This window comes from Embleya sp. NPDC005971, assembly GCF_040629175.1.
Lineage (GTDB): Bacteria > Actinomycetota > Actinomycetes > Streptomycetales > Streptomycetaceae > Embleya.
This window is the reverse complement of the sequence record NZ_JBEXUX010000029.1, coordinates 85,221-99,838: the sequence shown is the minus strand read 5'-3', so window position 1 is coordinate 99,838 and position 14,618 is coordinate 85,221. Positions and strand designations below refer to the sequence as shown.

15 protein-coding genes are annotated in these 14,618 nt (G+C 72.3%); 3 read left to right on the top strand and 12 right to left on the bottom strand.

The window, feature by feature from the left end:
* Positions 1 to 93: 93 nt before the first annotated feature.
* The 5 genes from ABZ374_RS25005 to sigE form a co-directional block, all read right to left on the bottom strand.
* A complete protein-coding gene (locus ABZ374_RS25005; protein WP_360314655.1) occupies positions 94 to 738 on the bottom strand; it encodes a hypothetical protein in 645 nt (214 codons plus the stop codon).
* A gap of 287 nt (positions 739 to 1,025) precedes the next feature.
* The gene (locus ABZ374_RS25000; RefSeq protein ID WP_360314653.1) at positions 1,026 to 1,463 is read right to left on the bottom strand and encodes a sec-independent translocase; all 438 of its coding nucleotides are present in this window, start codon (positions 1,461 to 1,463) and stop codon (positions 1,026 to 1,028) included.
* Between the two features lie 164 nt (positions 1,464 to 1,627).
* Complete coding sequence (locus ABZ374_RS24995; RefSeq protein WP_360314651.1) at positions 1,628 to 3,508, bottom strand: trypsin-like peptidase domain-containing protein; 1,881 nt, start codon at positions 3,506 to 3,508, stop codon at positions 1,628 to 1,630.
* Between the two features lie 270 nt (positions 3,509 to 3,778).
* Positions 3,779 to 4,399 (bottom strand): anti-sigma factor, encoded by a 621-nt coding sequence (locus ABZ374_RS24990; RefSeq protein ID WP_360314649.1) that lies wholly within the window; start codon positions 4,397 to 4,399, stop codon positions 3,779 to 3,781.
* A gap of 104 nt (positions 4,400 to 4,503) precedes the next feature.
* Positions 4,504 to 5,121 carry an RNA polymerase sigma factor SigE gene (gene sigE, locus ABZ374_RS24985; protein WP_052174094.1) on the bottom strand — a complete coding sequence of 206 codons (618 nt, stop codon included), beginning with the start codon at positions 5,119 to 5,121 and terminating at the stop codon, positions 4,504 to 4,506.
* 325 nt (positions 5,122 to 5,446) lie between these two features.
* On the opposite strand from sigE, the gene ABZ374_RS24980 reads away from it, so the two are divergent.
* Positions 5,447 to 6,133 (top strand): O-methyltransferase, encoded by a 687-nt coding sequence (locus tag ABZ374_RS24980; RefSeq protein ID WP_360314647.1) that lies wholly within the window; start codon positions 5,447 to 5,449, stop codon positions 6,131 to 6,133.
* A 159-nt stretch (positions 6,134 to 6,292) separates the two neighbouring features.
* Here the strand turns inward: ABZ374_RS24980 and ABZ374_RS24975 are convergent, their stop codons facing one another.
* Positions 6,293 to 6,460 (bottom strand): DUF3117 domain-containing protein, encoded by a 168-nt coding sequence (locus tag ABZ374_RS24975; RefSeq protein ID WP_078976897.1) that lies wholly within the window; start codon positions 6,458 to 6,460, stop codon positions 6,293 to 6,295.
* A 281-nt stretch (positions 6,461 to 6,741) separates the two neighbouring features.
* Between ABZ374_RS24975 and ABZ374_RS24970 the strand changes: the two genes are divergently transcribed.
* Complete coding sequence (locus ABZ374_RS24970; protein WP_360314645.1) at positions 6,742 to 7,539, top strand: enoyl-CoA hydratase-related protein; 798 nt, start codon at positions 6,742 to 6,744, stop codon at positions 7,537 to 7,539.
* 69 nt (positions 7,540 to 7,608) lie between these two features.
* Here the strand turns inward: ABZ374_RS24970 and ABZ374_RS24965 are convergent, their stop codons facing one another.
* Complete coding sequence (locus ABZ374_RS24965; protein ID WP_360314643.1) at positions 7,609 to 8,187, bottom strand: DNA-3-methyladenine glycosylase I; 579 nt, start codon at positions 8,185 to 8,187, stop codon at positions 7,609 to 7,611.
* Entirely contained in the window at positions 8,184 to 8,909 is a 726-nt protein-coding gene (locus ABZ374_RS24960; protein ID WP_360314641.1) for a DivIVA domain-containing protein, read from the bottom strand. The genes ABZ374_RS24965 and ABZ374_RS24960 overlap by 4 nt, the downstream gene beginning before the upstream one ends.
* Positions 8,910 to 9,115: 206 nt before the next feature.
* On the opposite strand from ABZ374_RS24960, the gene folP reads away from it, so the two are divergent.
* Positions 9,116 to 9,928 carry a dihydropteroate synthase gene (gene folP / locus ABZ374_RS24955; protein WP_360314701.1) on the top strand — a complete coding sequence of 271 codons (813 nt, stop codon included), beginning with the start codon at positions 9,116 to 9,118 and terminating at the stop codon, positions 9,926 to 9,928.
* Positions 9,929 to 10,025: 97 nt separating this feature from the next.
* Here folP and ABZ374_RS24950 read toward each other — a convergent pair whose 3' ends face one another.
* The 4 genes from ABZ374_RS24950 to dapC form a co-directional block, all read right to left on the bottom strand.
* Positions 10,026 to 11,435 (bottom strand): alkaline phosphatase PhoX, encoded by a 1,410-nt coding sequence (locus ABZ374_RS24950; protein ID WP_360314639.1) that lies wholly within the window; start codon positions 11,433 to 11,435, stop codon positions 10,026 to 10,028.
* Between the two features lie 98 nt (positions 11,436 to 11,533).
* A complete protein-coding gene (locus tag ABZ374_RS24945; protein ID WP_360314637.1) occupies positions 11,534 to 12,316 on the bottom strand; it encodes a TIGR00730 family Rossman fold protein in 783 nt (260 codons plus the stop codon).
* An 80-nt stretch (positions 12,317 to 12,396) separates the two neighbouring features.
* Positions 12,397 to 13,458, bottom strand: a complete 1,062-nt coding sequence (gene dapE, locus ABZ374_RS24940) for a succinyl-diaminopimelate desuccinylase (RefSeq protein WP_360314635.1) — start codon at positions 13,456 to 13,458, stop codon at positions 12,397 to 12,399.
* Positions 13,459 to 13,526: 68 nt separating this feature from the next.
* Positions 13,527 to 14,609 carry a succinyldiaminopimelate transaminase gene (gene dapC, locus ABZ374_RS24935; protein ID WP_360314699.1) on the bottom strand — a complete coding sequence of 361 codons (1,083 nt, stop codon included), beginning with the start codon at positions 14,607 to 14,609 and terminating at the stop codon, positions 13,527 to 13,529.
* Between the last annotated feature and the right edge of the window lie 9 nt (positions 14,610 to 14,618).

The following is a 14,618-nucleotide window of genomic DNA, read 5'->3' as shown; positions in this document are numbered from 1 at the left end:
ACCCCGCCCGACGGCGCTCCACCGCGATGACCCCGAGGGCACGCGCGCCCGTTCGACGGTCGCGCCCGTGCCCCCGGGGTCATCGCACTGCGGTCACGAGTCCGGTTTCGCGTACGTGTGCAGGTCCACCTCGCGGGACAGGCCCAGGCCGTACGCGCTCGCGCCGCGGCCGTACACCCCGAGGTAGACACCCGCGCTCTCGCCCGCGAGCACCCAGCCGTAGGCCGACTCCCGATAGCGGAACCGCGCGGGCACCCCGTCCACCGGAATGGCCAGGTCCGTCCAACCGGGTCCGGTCAGATTGTCGGACAGATCCCACGCGATGTTGGTCTGCTGATCCAGCCACTCCGCCCGGGTCGTGCGGTCCAACTGCCACGGCCAACTGTCCGCGAGCAATGCCACCCCTGCGAGTGACGCCGCGCTCGCCTTGGAGGTGGCCTCCATCTGTCCCGTGCCGTCCCCGGCCGGCCGCTTGGGCCGCCGCGGGACGGTCACCACGGACACGAACCGGCGCGGTGTCGGATCACCGGGCCGCCGGCTCGGCAGGTCTCCGTGGCCGAGCGTGCCGTACTCGATCGTGCGCCGGCCCTTGCACACCGACGACAACCAACGCCGCCCGTTCCAGCCCTCGTCCAGGCCGTACCAGGGGAAGTCCGCGCCCAGGTATTCCGCCAGCAGGTCGGGCTTGCCCGCCTCGTCGGCGGGCAACGCCTCGCCCGCGTGGCTGATTGTGTCCATGCTCCGCCTCAGGTCCTCTCGCGCGGCGCGGCGGCGCCGCCGGCTGCCTCGGTATGCCATGGCCGGGGCCCACCTCCCCCCGCGCCTCTCGGGTGGACCGACCCTTCGATACATGTATCCGCCGAGTCACCGACCACACACCGCCCGTGTACTCCGGCTACATAGTGCCCGAATGCGCGGACGACCCCGCACCGCGCACGACCGTCGACGGCCGGGAATCGGCGACACCGGGCAGCGGTCCTCGAACCCGCGTCGGAAAGGACACTCGACGCGGCGACCGCCGACGCTCAGGTCGCGTCGGCGTCGTACGGCGGGCGCTCGCCGGGCTCCACCCGGGGAGCGGCGGTCTTCTTCTGCAACGACGGCGGGCTGTACGAGGTGTCCGGCACGTCCGAGTCGTAGGGGCTGCCACTGGCCAGGCCCTTGATCTCCTCGAAGTCCTTGCCGAGCGAGTCGCGCAGCTCGCGGATGCCCAGGTCGTCGTCGCCGTCGCCCATCAGGTTCTTGCGCACGAACGTCTTGGGGTTGAGGTCCTCCAGGTGCATGTCCTGGAACTCCGGACCGAGTTCCTTCTTCAGATCGGCCCGGGCCCCGGAGGAGAACTCGCGAAACTTGCGAATGGTGCGGGCCACGTCGCCGATCATCTTCGGCAACTTCTCCGGACCGAAGATCACGATCGCGAGGATGACGAGCGCGACCATCTCGGGTGCACCGACGTCGAACACCTGGACTCCACGAGATTGCGCGAGGGGGTTCGATCGGGCGACCGAACCCCCTCAGAGTAGTCGTCGACACCTGGAGCGGAAGGCCGCAGCCGGCATCGAACCTTCCGTTTGGTGCCTATCGTCGGAAGATGTGACCGTCCGGACATGTGTACGTCATGTCCGAGTCATCCGGCTTCGAGGGTCATGTCGACCGTGCGCTCGCCGCCGTCCCGTTCGATGGTCAGCTTGACCACCGCACCGGGAGCCTTGGACCGGATCGCCACGATCAACTCGTTGGCGTCGTGCACCTTGCGGCCGTCGATCGCCTTGATCACGTCGCCCGGCTTGAGCCCGGCCCGCTCGGCCGGTCCCCCGGCCCGGATCGGCGGCGTGCCCTTGACGTCCGAGGACGCGATCCGCGCGCCGTCGCCCTGGTACGCGACGTCCAACGAGACGCCGATCACCGGATGCGACGCCTTGCCGGTGTCGATCAACTGCTGCGCGACGCGACGCGCCTGGTTGATCGGGATGGCGAAGCCGAGGCCGATGCTGCCCGCCTCCTGCTGCGTGCCGAACGGATTGCCCTGCCCGCCACCGCCGGCCGAGCGGATCGCCGAGTTGATCCCGATCACCGAGCCCGCCGCGTCGATCAGCGGGCCACCGGAGTTGCCAGGGTTGATCGGCGCGTCGGTCTGCAACGCGCTGATGTAGGACACGTCGCTGCCCGAACCGCCCGCGCTCACCGCACGGTCCTTGGCGCTGATGATCCCGGAGGTGACGGTGCCCTCCAGGTTGAACGGCGCGCCGATGGCGATCACCGGGTCGCCGACCTGGACGCCGTCGGAGTTGCCCAGCGGCAGCGGGTGCAGCCCCTGCACGCCCGACACCCGGATCACCGCGAGGTCGTAGCCGGTGTCCCGGCCGACCAGGGTCGCCTGGGTCTGCTGGCCGTCGTTGAAGGTGACCGTGATCGTGCCGCCGGACGAGGCCGCGTCGACCACGTGGTTGTTGGTCAGGATGTCGCCGGCGGTGTCCAGCACGAAGCCGGTGCCGGTGGCCTCGCCTCGGCCGGTCTTGGTGTGGATGTACACCACCCCCGGCAGCGTGCTGCCCGCGAGCCCGGCGATGGTGTCCTTGCCGCGGGCCGGACCGGTGGGCGGCGCGGCGCCGAGCCGAACCTTGGTGTCGTGCCGGTCGGCGATCCAGGCACCGATGCCGCCGCCGATCAGACCGGCCACCAGCGCGAGGGCCGCGGCCCACACCACGAGTCGGCGACCGTAGCGCCTGCCGAGGTCCTCGGTGGGCCCGCCGGCGCCGGTCATGTCTCCCGGTACCGAATATCCGTACGGCACCGCCTGATAGGGCGCGTAGGCCGTCTGCGGGGCGTACGAGGGGTACGGCCCGTAGGGCCCGTAGCCGGTTTGCCCCACGCCGGGGTGGGTGCCGTAGCCGCCGACCTGCCCCGGCCACGGCTGCTGCTGCGGCGGCGGACCGGCGGGCGGGGGCGGCTGCGGGGGCGGCGCGAAGGGATCGTAGGCGGGGTCGTCCGCGCTCGGCAGCTCGGCGGTGCCGTGTACCACCGGCACCTCGGTGGTTACCGCGTCCCGCACGTCCGGGACCGGGGGGCCGAACGCGGCCGGCTCGGTCGCGGGATCGGCCGGCGCCGCCTCGTCGGCGGGCCCGACCGGGGTGGCGTCCTCGCCCGCCACCGGGCGATCGGCCTTGGCCAACGACGGCCGGTCCGGGAACGCGGCGGGTTCGGCGTCGGGACCGGCCTGGGACGCGTGCTCCGACGGTGCCCCGGTCGACGTGCCGCCCGGTGCCCGGTCCGGTGTCTCGTCCGGCGTCCGCGCCGACGGCCCGGGGCGGACCCCGCCGGCCGGCTCCGCCTCGGCCGGTTCGGCGGACCGACCCGGCTCGGGCTCGTCCGCCCGGGCACCCGCCGCCGAGGGCGGTGCCCCGGGCGGGAAGGCCGCCGGTTCCGCGTCGTGATCGGGTCCCGGCCCGGCCGGCGCGTCGTCGCCTCGCGGCGGCTCCGCTCCCCCGCGGCCGTATGCGTCGCTCATCGTGTGCCTTCCTACCGCTCCCGGTGTGCCGAGCACCTGCTGCTTCCCCGACACGGCCACAGTCTTGCGCGTGCCGATCGGTGCCGTCCCGGCGGCAGTGGATACCCGCCCCGCCACGTCGCACGCGCGGTCGGCCGAAAGTGCCCCGCCCGCCGGGCGACACCCACTCCGATTCGCCCGACTACGACCCGTTTCCGCCGATCCGCACCACACCGGGCCACGACCTCGATCCCGCGCCGAATACCTCGACGCGGGATTGCGGTCGTCGCCCTAGTGGCGAGCGCCCTCAGACGGCACCGGCACCGTCAGCGGGGCGCCGGCCAGCACCAGCCCCGGCCGGCGCGGCGCCGAGCCCGCCGGCAGTGCGGTCGTGGTGGCGGCCTGCTCCACGAGGTATCGCTCCACGGCCGGCGCCGCGGGCCGTCCCTCGGTGCCGCCGCTCGTCCCGCCCGGCACGAACGCGCTGCTCAGCGCGACGGCCATCATCGAGAACGCGCCCGCGGCGGCGAATGTCAGCCGACGCCGGCTCACCGGCGGGCGCACCCGCTCGGGCATGTTGCCGGGCCGACCGGCCCGCGGACCGGTCGAGCGCAGACGCGCACGTGCCGAGACCGCCGGTCGCCCGGCGGTCGGGAAGGTGAAACGATCCCCCGACGCGGGCGGCGGAGGCGGCTCCTGATCCGGCTCGCCCAAGGCCAGCAACCGCGCCATCAGATCGCCCGACGGTCCGGGTTGCGCCACCTTGCCGAGCAGTTGTTTCACCTGGCGCTGCTCCTCCGCCTCCACGCGACAGTCCGCGCATTCGGCGAGGTGCGCCAGCACCTTCTCACGGGCCTCGTGGCCCAGCTCGCCGTCCACATAGGCGGCGAGCTTGTCGTCGAGGTGGCTCATGTCCCCACCTCGCATGCCCCACGTCGGGTCGCGGCGCGCCCCACCCGTGTGGCACTCACTACCCCCCTGCCCAAGCGGTCGCCGGGCTCACTGATCACGGTCCCTCATCTCCGCACCGTGGTCCGGACCTCCGCAGCCGTCTCCTGGCCTGCCTTGTTCCGGGGAGCACGATGCCGCAGCGCCGCACGGAGCTGGGACCGGCCGCGGTGAATGCGGCTGCGCACGGTCCCGAGTTTCACTCCGAGCGTGGTGGCGATCTCCTCGTACGACAGGCCCTCGATGTCACACAGCACGACCGCGGCGCGGAACTCCGGAGCGAGCGCGTCCAGCGCCTGCTGGACGTCCGCGTCCAGGTGGGCGTCGTCGTATGCCTGCGCGGGTGAGAGCTCACGACCGGCGAGGCGTTCGCCCGCGTCGTCGCCCAGACCCTCGAAGCGGATGCGCTGACGGCGCCGAACCATGTCGAGGAAAAGGTTCGTGGTGATGCGGTGCAGCCAACCCTCGAACGTGCCGGGCGTGTAGCTCGACAACGATCGGAACACTCGGACGAACACCTCTTGGGTGATGTCGTCCGCGTCGTGCGGGTTGCCGCTGAGGCGGTAGGCGAGCCGATAGACCCGAGCGGAGTGGGTGCGGACGATGTCCTCCCACGACGGCGGGACCCATTCGGCCTGGGCTGGGCTGCTGATTGCGTTTGCGGCTTCGGCCACGTGATCCGGCATCGGCGACGCGTCGCGGGTACAGGATTGTTCCCCGCGGTGGTCGACCACTGCCACACCTCCTCTTCCGAGTAGCGCAACCACCATAAGCGCCCTGCCTGTTAAGCCCGGATAAGGGCGCCGAGCCCGGATCCGGCCCACCTGCGGTGCCGCGAGACCACGAGCCTCGTGTTCACCTGTCTTCCGAGGGGGCCAACGAACCGCGCCCGGACGGGGTTCCCCGATTCCGGCCCGGTCGCCCCCCGGCGCTCGTGCCCGGCGCCCGGGCGCACGCGTGCGGCGCTCCCCGGCCGGGCGGATGACCCCTCGGTAATACCCTTGCGCTCAGGTGGCCGACCCGTCGAGACGCGTACGGGCGGCCGGGACAGAGGAGGAAGCCATTTCCGGCAATCGCCAGGCGAGCTGGGCGTTCGCGGAAGAGTACGTCGGCGAGGACGCCGTCCTCGCGGGCGCCCGCGCCCGCGCCCGGGAAGTCGGCGTGCTCCCGATAGGTCCGGGTGGCGGTGCCGCACTGCGCTTCCTCGCGGCCGCGGTGGAGGCCAAGGCGGTCGCCGAGATCGGGACCGGGACCGGGGTCTCCGGCCTCTACCTGCTGCGCGGCATGCGCCCCGACGGTGTGCTCACCACGGTCGACGCCGACCCGGAGAACCAGCGCCTCGCCAAGGAGACCTTCACCGAGGCGGGCTTCCCCAGCGGTCGTGCCCGGTTCATCCCGGGCCGCGCCCTGGAGGTGCTGCCGCGGCTCGCCGACGGCGGTTACGACCTGGTCTTCTGCGACGGCGACAAACTGGAGTACCTGGACTACCTGGCCGAGGCGCTGCGCCTGCTGCGGCCCGGCGGCGTGGTCTGCTTCGACAACGCGCTCCTGCACGACCGGGTGCCCGATCCGGCGCACCGGGACCCGGAGACCGCGGCCGTGCGCGACGTGCTGCGGGTGATCCGCGAGCACGAGTCGCTCGTGCCCGCGCTGCTCCCGGTCGGCGACGGCCTGCTGTGCGCGGCCCGCCGGGGCTGATCGCCTCCGGTGGTCGCGGCTCGTCGGGACTCCTTTCGCCCGCGCCGTCGGGCCAAAGCCGCCCGGACATGCCGACGGCCTCGATTCGGACCCGAGTCTCCGGGTCCGAATCGAGGCCGTCGCATCACGACTTTCGTCGAGGGCGTCGCCCCGGGGGGGTCAGCCCACGGCGTTCTTCAGCGCCTCGCTCAGGGCGCCGGCCTCATCGGCCGACAGCTCGACTACGAGCCGTCCACCGCCCTCAAGCGGAACGCGCATGACGATGCCCCGCCCTTCCTTGGTCACCTCGAGCGGGCCGTCGCCCGTCCGCGGCTTCATGGCCGCCATGCTCGTTCCCCTTCCTGCATATCGACGCACCGGTGCTCAAACCGGCCACCGGTCTTCGAGAGCATTGATCAGGGACCATTATCCCGCATCGAACGGTGGGGTGAGCAACATCGGGTCCCGTCGGCCTCTCGAACCTCGTCCGTACGGAGCGGAATGAGATGGTCCGTCCCGGCTCGAAATCGAGCTGACGGTCCATCAGGGCCGGGCGGGGGCACGGCCGGACGGTCCGGCATGCTGTGCACATCCCACCTGCGGTGATGTACGTGATGCGGAGGCAGGCCATGGCCGACAAGACCGACAATGTGCTCTACGAACTCGCCGACGGAGTCGCGACCGTCACGCTGAACCGTCCCGACGCGATGAACTCGTTGGACGAATCGAGCAAGATCGCGTTGCGCGACGCGGTGCTGCGCGCGGCCGAGGATCCCGATGTTCGAGCGGTCCTGCTGACCGGCAGCGGCCGGGCGTTTTGTGTCGGCCAGGACCTCAAGGCGCACATCCGCCAGCTCGAAACCGGCCCCGAGGCCACCTTCGCGACCGTGCGCGAGCACTACAACCCGTTGGTGACCGCGCTCGCCACGATGGCCAAGCCGGTGATCGCCGCGGTCAACGGCGTCGCGGCGGGGGCCGGCGCGGCGATCGCGTGGGCCTGCGACTTCCGGATCATGGCGGACACGGCCGGCTTCAACACGGCGTTCGCGGGCGTCGCGCTGACCGCCGACTCCGGCGCGTCGTGGACGTTGCCGCGCCTGGTCGGTCAGGCTCGGGCGGTCGAACTGCTGATGGTGCCGCGCATGGTCAAGGCGGCCGAGGCGCTCGAACTTGGACTGGCCAACCAGGTGGTGCCGGCCGATCAGGTGCTGGACACGGCGCGCGAACTGGCCCGCCGGCTCGCCGAGGGGCCGACCGTGGCGCTGGCCGCGCTCAAGGAGTCGGTGGCCTACGGCGCGTCGCACTCGCTGGTCGAGACCCTGGCCAAGGAGGAGGAGCTGCAACTGCGCGTGGGCGGCTCGCAGGACCACCGGATCGCGGTCGCGGCGTTCGTCGCCAAGGAGAAGCCGACCTTCGTCGGCCGCTGAGTCCGGCTCGGCGCACCGCCGCGCGAGGTCGATCCGCGGCGGTGCCCCGGCCCGGCAGGACGGGCGGCCTCAGCGAGCGGTGCAACCCGTGAGGTGGTCGTTGACCAACCCGCACGCCTGCATCAGCGCGTAGGCCGTGGTCGGGCCGACGAAGCGGAATCCCTTGCGCTTGAGTTCCTTGGCCAGCGCGGTCGACTCGTCGGTGACCGCCGGTACGTCCGACAGGGCCGCGGGAGCCTTCCGGCGTCCGGAAGGTGCGAACGACCATACGAGCGCGTCCAGGCCGCCCTGGAGGGCCTGCGCCGCGTGTGCGTTGGCGATGGCGGCGTCGATCTTGGCCCGATTGCGGATGATGCCCTCGTCGGCGAGCAGCCGGGCCCGGTCCGCGTCGTCGAATCGCGCCACCGCGGCGATCGAGAAATCCGCGAAGGCCGCCCGGAAACCGGCCCGTCGGCGCAGGATGGTCAGCCAGGACAGGCCGGACTGGAACGCCTCCAGGCACACGCGTTCGTACAGCGCGTCCTCGCCGTGCACCGGGACGCCCCACTCGGTGTCGTGGTAGGCCCGATAGTCCTCCGGGCCGGTCGCGCCCCACGGGCAGCGCAGCAGTCCGTCCGGCCCCGCGACCGGACCGCCGACGACGGTCACGGCTTCGGGTCGCCCTTCGGCTCGGCGGTGGGTGTGGCGCCCTCGGTCGCGTCCGTCGCGTCCGTCGCGTCGCTCGCATCCGTCGCGTCCGTCGCGTCCGTCGCGTCCGTCGCGTCGCTCGCGTCCGTCGCGGCCTCCGCAGCGTCGGCCGGCTCGGCGGGCGGTGCCGCACTCGGCTCGGCGTCGGCCGGCTCGGCGGTCCCACCCGGGGTCGACTCGCCGACCTCGGCCGCATCCTCGTCCGCCCGTGCGGCGGCGCTCGCCGGCCGGGCCTGCTCCTCGTCGGCGCCGCTCGACCCGGCTTCGCCCGACTCGGTGCTCGGCTTCTCCAGGGACAGCGTGGTGCCCGCGGCGCGCGGCGGCGGGGCGAGTCGGCCCGCGCCGAGCGCGCTCGCCCCCGCGGCGGCCGGGACGGACACGGTGACGCCGGCCGGGGTGGTGCCGCTGATCTTGTATTCGAGTTCCAGGATGCGCGCGTCCCGCGCCGCGAGTTCGCCGGTGAGGCGGTCCAGGACCAGGTCGACCTCGCTCATCCGGTAGCCGCGAAAGACCACCGGGAACCGGATGTCGTCCACGTCGGCGCTCGTGAGCGGGCGGTCGCCGGCCATCCGCAGCTCGGGCTGTTCGCGGTGGGCGTCGGGAAGGGAGCCACCCGCCCCGAGCACGACCGCGGCGATCACGAGGATCACCCCGGTCACCACGACAAGCTGGATCCAGAACACGGACGGCTCCCCTTCGACGGCGCTGCAAGTGCTGGGACGGGCGTCCGCTCCGGGCCGCTTCGGGAAGCCCCCGGGTCGTCGCACGGGACGATCGTGCCACGATCAGGGGGTCAGGTGGCACGTGCAGGGTGTGGTGGGCGGAGGTCGACGGGGTGACGACGCTGAGGCTGGGGCGACGGGAGTTCGGTGGCGACGAGTTGGTGATCATGGCGATCGTCAACCGGACACCGGACTCGTTTTTCGACAAGGGAGCGACCTTCGACGATCGACCCGCCCTGGACGCGGTCGAACGTGCGGTCGCCGAGGGCGCGGGGATCGTGGACATCGGGGGAGTCAAGGCCGGTCCGGGGGCGGAGGTGGACGTCACGGAGGAGATCCGCCGCACGGCGTCGTTCGTGGCCGAGGTCCGCCGCCGCCACCCCGACGTGGTGATCAGCGTCGACACATGGCGGCACGAGGTGGCCGAGGCGGTCTGCGAGGCGGGCGCGGACCTGATGAACGACGCGTGGGGCGGGGTGGACCCCAAGCTCGCCGAGGTGGCCGCCAAGTACGACGTGGGCATCGTGTGCACCCACGCCGGTCGCGCGCAGCCGCGCACCCGGCCGCACCGGATCGGCTACGTGGACGTGATGGCCGACATCCTGGACGTCACGGTCGGCCTGGCCGAGCGCGCCGCGCGGCTGGGCGTGCGCCGCGACGCGATCCTGATCGACCCCGGGCACGACTTCGGCAAGAACACCCGGCACTCGCTGGAGGCGACCCGCCGACTCGGCGAGATGGTCGACACCGGCTGGCCGGTCCTGGTGTCGCTGTCCAACAAGGACTTCGTCGGCGAGACGCTGGACAAGCCGGTGAACGAACGCCTGCTCGGCACGCTCGCCACCACCGCGGTCAGCGCGTGGCTCGGTGCCCGGGTGTATCGCGCGCACCAGGTCGAGGAGACCCGTCAGGTGCTGGACATGGTGTCCTCGATCCACGGCACCCGGCAGCCCGCGGTGGCCCGGCGCGCCCTGGCCTGACCGGCCCGCGGGGAACGTGTCTCGGCGCCCGCGCCCACCGAGGAGGTGGGCGCGGGCGCCGAGGAGTGGCTCCGGCCGCAGCCGGCGGATCAGCGGATCAGCAGCGCTTCCAGGGGCCCTGGATCGCGTACATGGTGCCCGGGGTCTGCACGTTCGCGAACAGCGTGCGGCCGTCCTCGGAGAAGATCGGGCCGGTGAACTCGCTGTCCCCGTCCGCGTCGTTGCGGGCGACCGGGTAGGTCTTGCCGTCCTCGGTCGCGCCGAGCAGGTGCTGCACGCCCTCGCCGTCCTCGGCGATGATCACGCCGCCGTGCGGCGAGACGCTGATGTTGTCCGGGCCGTCGAACGGGCCGTCCACGTCGGGCGTCGCGTTCACGCCGAAGCGCAGCTTCAGGGTCAGCCGGCCGCGGCGGGGGTCGTAGAACCAGATCTGGCCGTCGTGCGCCGTGCCCGGGCTCTCCTTGCGGGCGAAGCTGCAGACGACCCACGCGCCGCCGTCGCCCCACCAGATGCCCTCGATCTTGCGACCGCGGGTGATGTCGGTGTTCTGGAACTGCTTGCGGATGGACACCGTGCGCGCGTCGCGCTCCTGCACCTTGACCCAGTCGACGGCGTAGGTGGTGCCGATCTCGGTCGCGCGGGAGAGGTCGTCCACGTGCTTGCCGCTCGCGTCGACGCAGCGCATCGCCGCGAGGGTGCCCGCGTCGTCGGCGAGCTTGCGCAGCCGGCCCCGGCCGCCGTCCCAGTGGCGCGGGGGCTCCCAGCGGTAGAACAGCCCGTTCGGGTTGCTCGCGTCCTCGGTCAGGTAGAGGTGACCGCGGCGCGGGTCGACCGCGACCGCCTCGTGGGCGAACCGGCCGAGCGCCTTGATCGGCTTCGGGTCGCGGTTGGCGCGGCGGTCGTACGGGTCGACCTCGAACACGTAGCCGTGGTCCTTGGTCGCGCTGCCCTGACCGGCGAGCTGCTCGGTCTCCTCACAGGTCAGCCAGGTGTCCCAGGGGGTCACCCCGCCCGCGCAGTTGGTCGCGGTGCCGGCCACGCCGACGTACTCGCGGATGCGCCTGCCGTAACGGTTCACCTCGACCACCGTGCAGCCGCCGGCGAGACCCTCGTCGTAGACCAGACCCGACAGGTGCGGGACCGGGAGCGGGGTGTCCTTGAACGAACCGCCGAGCTCGTGGTTGTTGACCAGGACCGTGCCGCCGCCGCGCAGCTTGAAGGCGCCGGTGCCGTCGTGGTTGCTCGGGGTGGGCTCGCCCGACTCCAGCTTGGTGACACCGGCCTCGGTGACGATCTGGTACGAGAAACCCTTGGGCAGCGCCAAGCGCCCGGCGGGGTCGTTGATCAGCGCACCGTAGCCCGGCTGGGCCGGCGGCCGGCCGTGCCCGTTGTGCCGGGACGAGGCCGAGGCGTTCGGGGCCAGCAGCATGCCGGTGCTGCCGATGAGGGCGACACCGGCACCGGTGGTGGCGGTGCGACCGAGGAAGCCCCTGCGGGACAGCGACATCTGGTTTCTCCAGTGACAGGCAGGAAATATCGGGACGCCCCTACGCTTTCGCCCGTCGGTGTCCCCCAAGTGAACGCGGCGGGGCGCCCGAATGCCCGTCAGGTGGCAATTGCTCCGCCACCGGCGCGGCGTTCCGCCTCGGCCTTGTCCGCGCGGGACTCGGCCTCGATCTTGGAGCACTCCAGGTCGGCGTCGCGGATGATGCGCACCGCCTCGTCCACGTCGTCGGTGATCCGGATCAGGTCCAAGTCGGCCGGCGACGCCTTGCCCTGGGCGATCACCACGTCACGGACCCAGTCGATCAGGCCGGTCCAGTAGTCACGACCGATCAGCACCACCGGGAAGTGGGTGACCTTGCCGGTCTGGACCAGGGTCAGCGCCTCGAACAACTCGTCCAGCGTGCCGATCCCGCCGGGCAGCACGATGAAGCCCTGCGCGTACTTGACGAACATCGTCTTGCGCGCGAAGAAGTAGCGGAACGTGATGCCCCGGTCCACGTACGGGTTGAGCCCGGACTCGAACGGGAGCTTGATGCCCACGCCCACGGACTGCCCGCCCGCGTCCCGGGCGCCCTTGTTGGCCGCCTCCATCGCGCCCGGGCCGCCGCCGGTGATCACCGCGTAGCCGGCCTCGGCCAGCGCCCGGCCGACCCGCTCGCCGATCCGGTATTCGGCCGACCCGGGTTTGGTCCGGGCGGACCCGAACACGCTGACCGCCCGGCCCAGGTCGGCGAGCATGCCGAACCCGTCCACGAACTCGGTCTGGATCCGCAGCACGCGCCACGCCTCGGTACCGAGGTGCCCCATGCCGGGATGCTCTTCCTCGACCTCACTGGGCGAGGCGAACTCGGGTGGCTCCTCCGGAGCGAATCGCGCATCCATCCGGCCACCCTGTCACGCCCGGGCGGTGGTTGATCGCATTTACCGGGGAACCACCGCGACGGTTCGGGCCGGGCCGGGTCCTAACGCAACCAGTGCAGCAGTCGCTTCTCGCTTTCCCCGATCAGCGCGATCTCCACGTGTTCGTCGCGCTTGTGCGCGAGGTTGGGGTCGCCGGGCCCGTAGTTGACCGCGGGGATGCCCAGCGCGGAGAAGCGCGCCACGTCGGTCCAGCCGAACTTGGCCCGCGGCGCGGTCCCGATCGCCGCCACGAAGGCCGCCGCCGCGGGTCGGTCCAGACCGGGCAGCGCACCGGCGGCGGCATCGGTGAGCACCACGTCGAACCCGGCGAACACCTCCCGCACATGCTCCAACGCCTGCTCGACGCTGCGATTGGGGGCGAACCGGAAGTTCACCGTCACCGTGCACACGTCCGGGATCACGTTGCCCGCCACGCCGCCCTCGATCGCGACCGCGCTGAGCCCCTCGCGGTACTCGAGCCCGTCGATCACGACCTTGGCGGCCTCGTAGCCCTGCAAGCGGGTCAGGATCGGTGCCGCGGCGTGGATCGCGTTGTCGCCCAGCCACGAGCGGGCCGAGTGGGCGCGGGTGCCGAGGGTGGTGATCCGCACGCGCAGGGTGCCCTGGCAGCCCCCCTCGACCGCGCCGCCGGTCGGCTCCATCAGCACCGCGAAGTCGGCGACGAGCCACTCCGGACGGGTGTTCGCCAGCCGCAGCAGCCCGTTGCGGGATGCCTCGATCTCCTCGCAGTCGTAGAACACGTAGGTGACGTCGCGATTGGGCTCGGTCAGTTGTGCGGCGAGGCGCAGTTGCACCGCGACGCCGCTCTTCATGTCCGAGGTGCCACAGCCGTACATCAGCGGACCCTCGATCCGCGACGGCAGATTGTCCGCGATCGGGACGGTGTCCAGGTGGCCGGCGATCAGGATGCGTTCGGGCCGCCCGAGGTCGGTGCGCGCGACCACCGAGTCGCCGTCCCGGTGGACGGTCAGATGCGGGTGGGCGCGCAGCGCCTGCTCCACCGCGTCGGCGAGCACCCGCTCGTCGCCGCTGACGGACGGGATGTCGACGAGCTGCGCGGTGAGCGACGCCGCGTCCTGGGACAGATCAAGCCTCACGGTCATGACGGCAGCCTATCCCTGTCCCGGGACGCGTTATCTGACGATATGTCAGGTAAATCGAGCCTCGTCGCTCAACCGCTCTTGAGCCGCTCCACGCCCGCCGCCACCCGCTCGTCGGTCGCGGTGAACGCGATCCGCACGTGCCGGTTGCCCGACGGGCCGTAGAAGTCGCCCGGCGCGACCAGGATGCCGCGCTCGGCGAACCACGCCACGGTGTCCCAGCAGTCCTCGTCGCGCGTGGTCCACAGGTAGAGACTCGCCAGGGAGTGCTCGATCCGGAAGCCCGACGACTCCAGCGCGTCGCGCAGGGCCGCGCGCCGGGCCGCGTAGCGGGCCCGTTGCACCGCGACGTGCTCGTCGTCGGCGAAGGCGACGGTCATCGCCGCCTGTACCGGCCCCGGCACGATGTGTCCCGAGTGTTTGCGCACCGCGAGCAGTTCGCGGATCACCGCGAGGTCGCCGGTGACGAAGCCCGCGCGGTAGCCGGCCAGGTTGCTGCGCTTGGACAGCGAGTGCAGCGCCAGCAGCCCCTCGTGCGAGTCGCCGCACACGTCCGGGTGCAGCACCGAGACCGCCTGGGTCTCCCAGCACAGCTCGATGTAGCACTCGTCCGAGACGACCAGGATGTCGTGCGCGCGGGCCCACTCGACCACCGCGCGCAGTTCCTCGACCGAGTGCACCGCGCCGTGCGGGTTGCCCGGCGAGTTCAGCCAGATCATCCGTACGCCGGCGGGATCCGGCAGCACGCCGTCCGCCACCGCGAGCGGGGTGGCCCCGGCCAGCCGCGCACCCACGTCGTAGGTGGGATAGGCCGGCGTCGGGTGCGCGACCGTGTCGCCCGGGCCGAGCCCGAGCTGGTTGGGCAGCGCCGCGACCAGTTCCTTGGTACCGATCACCGGCAGCACCGCGTCCGGATTCGCGCCGGAGATGCCGAGCCGGCGCACCAGCCACCCGGCGATCGCCTCGCGCAGTTCGGGCTTGCCGTACACGGTCGGGTAGCCGGGCGAATCGGCGGCGGCGCTCAGCGCGTCCCGGATGAGCTGCGGGGTGGGATCGACGGGCGTGCCCACCGACAGGTCGACCACGCCGTCCGGGTGGGCCCGGGCCCTCGCGCCGAACGGTTCGAGGCGGTCCCAGGGGAAGACGGGGAGCAGATCGGTGAC

What these genes read in the sequence shown, in the direction of transcription:
- ABZ374_RS24975 (WP_078976897.1), bottom strand. Translation starts at nt 6,460, where the DNA reads ATGGCGGCCATGAAGCCGCGGACGGGCGACGGCCCGCTCGAGGTGACC.
- dapE (WP_360314635.1), bottom strand. Translation starts at nt 13,458, where the DNA reads ATGACCGTGAGGCTTGATCTGTCCCAGGACGCGGCGTCGCTCACCGCG.
- ABZ374_RS24990 (WP_360314649.1), bottom strand. Translation starts at nt 4,399, where the DNA reads ATGAGCCACCTCGACGACAAGCTCGCCGCCTATGTGGACGGCGAGCTG.
- sigE (WP_052174094.1), bottom strand. Translation starts at nt 5,121, where the DNA reads ATGCCGGATCACGTGGCCGAAGCCGCAAACGCAATCAGCAGCCCAGCC.
- ABZ374_RS24945 (WP_360314637.1), bottom strand. Translation starts at nt 12,316, where the DNA reads ATGGATGCGCGATTCGCTCCGGAGGAGCCACCCGAGTTCGCCTCGCCC.
- folP (WP_360314701.1), top strand. Translation starts at nt 9,116, where the DNA reads ATGGCGATCGTCAACCGGACACCGGACTCGTTTTTCGACAAGGGAGCG.
- ABZ374_RS24995 (WP_360314651.1), bottom strand. Translation starts at nt 3,508, where the DNA reads ATGAGCGACGCATACGGCCGCGGGGGAGCGGAGCCGCCGCGAGGCGAC.
- ABZ374_RS25005 (WP_360314655.1), bottom strand. Translation starts at nt 738, where the DNA reads ATGGACACAATCAGCCACGCGGGCGAGGCGTTGCCCGCCGACGAGGCG.
- ABZ374_RS24950 (WP_360314639.1), bottom strand. Translation starts at nt 11,435, where the DNA reads ATGTCGCTGTCCCGCAGGGGCTTCCTCGGTCGCACCGCCACCACCGGT.
- ABZ374_RS24970 (WP_360314645.1), top strand. Translation starts at nt 6,742, where the DNA reads ATGGCCGACAAGACCGACAATGTGCTCTACGAACTCGCCGACGGAGTC.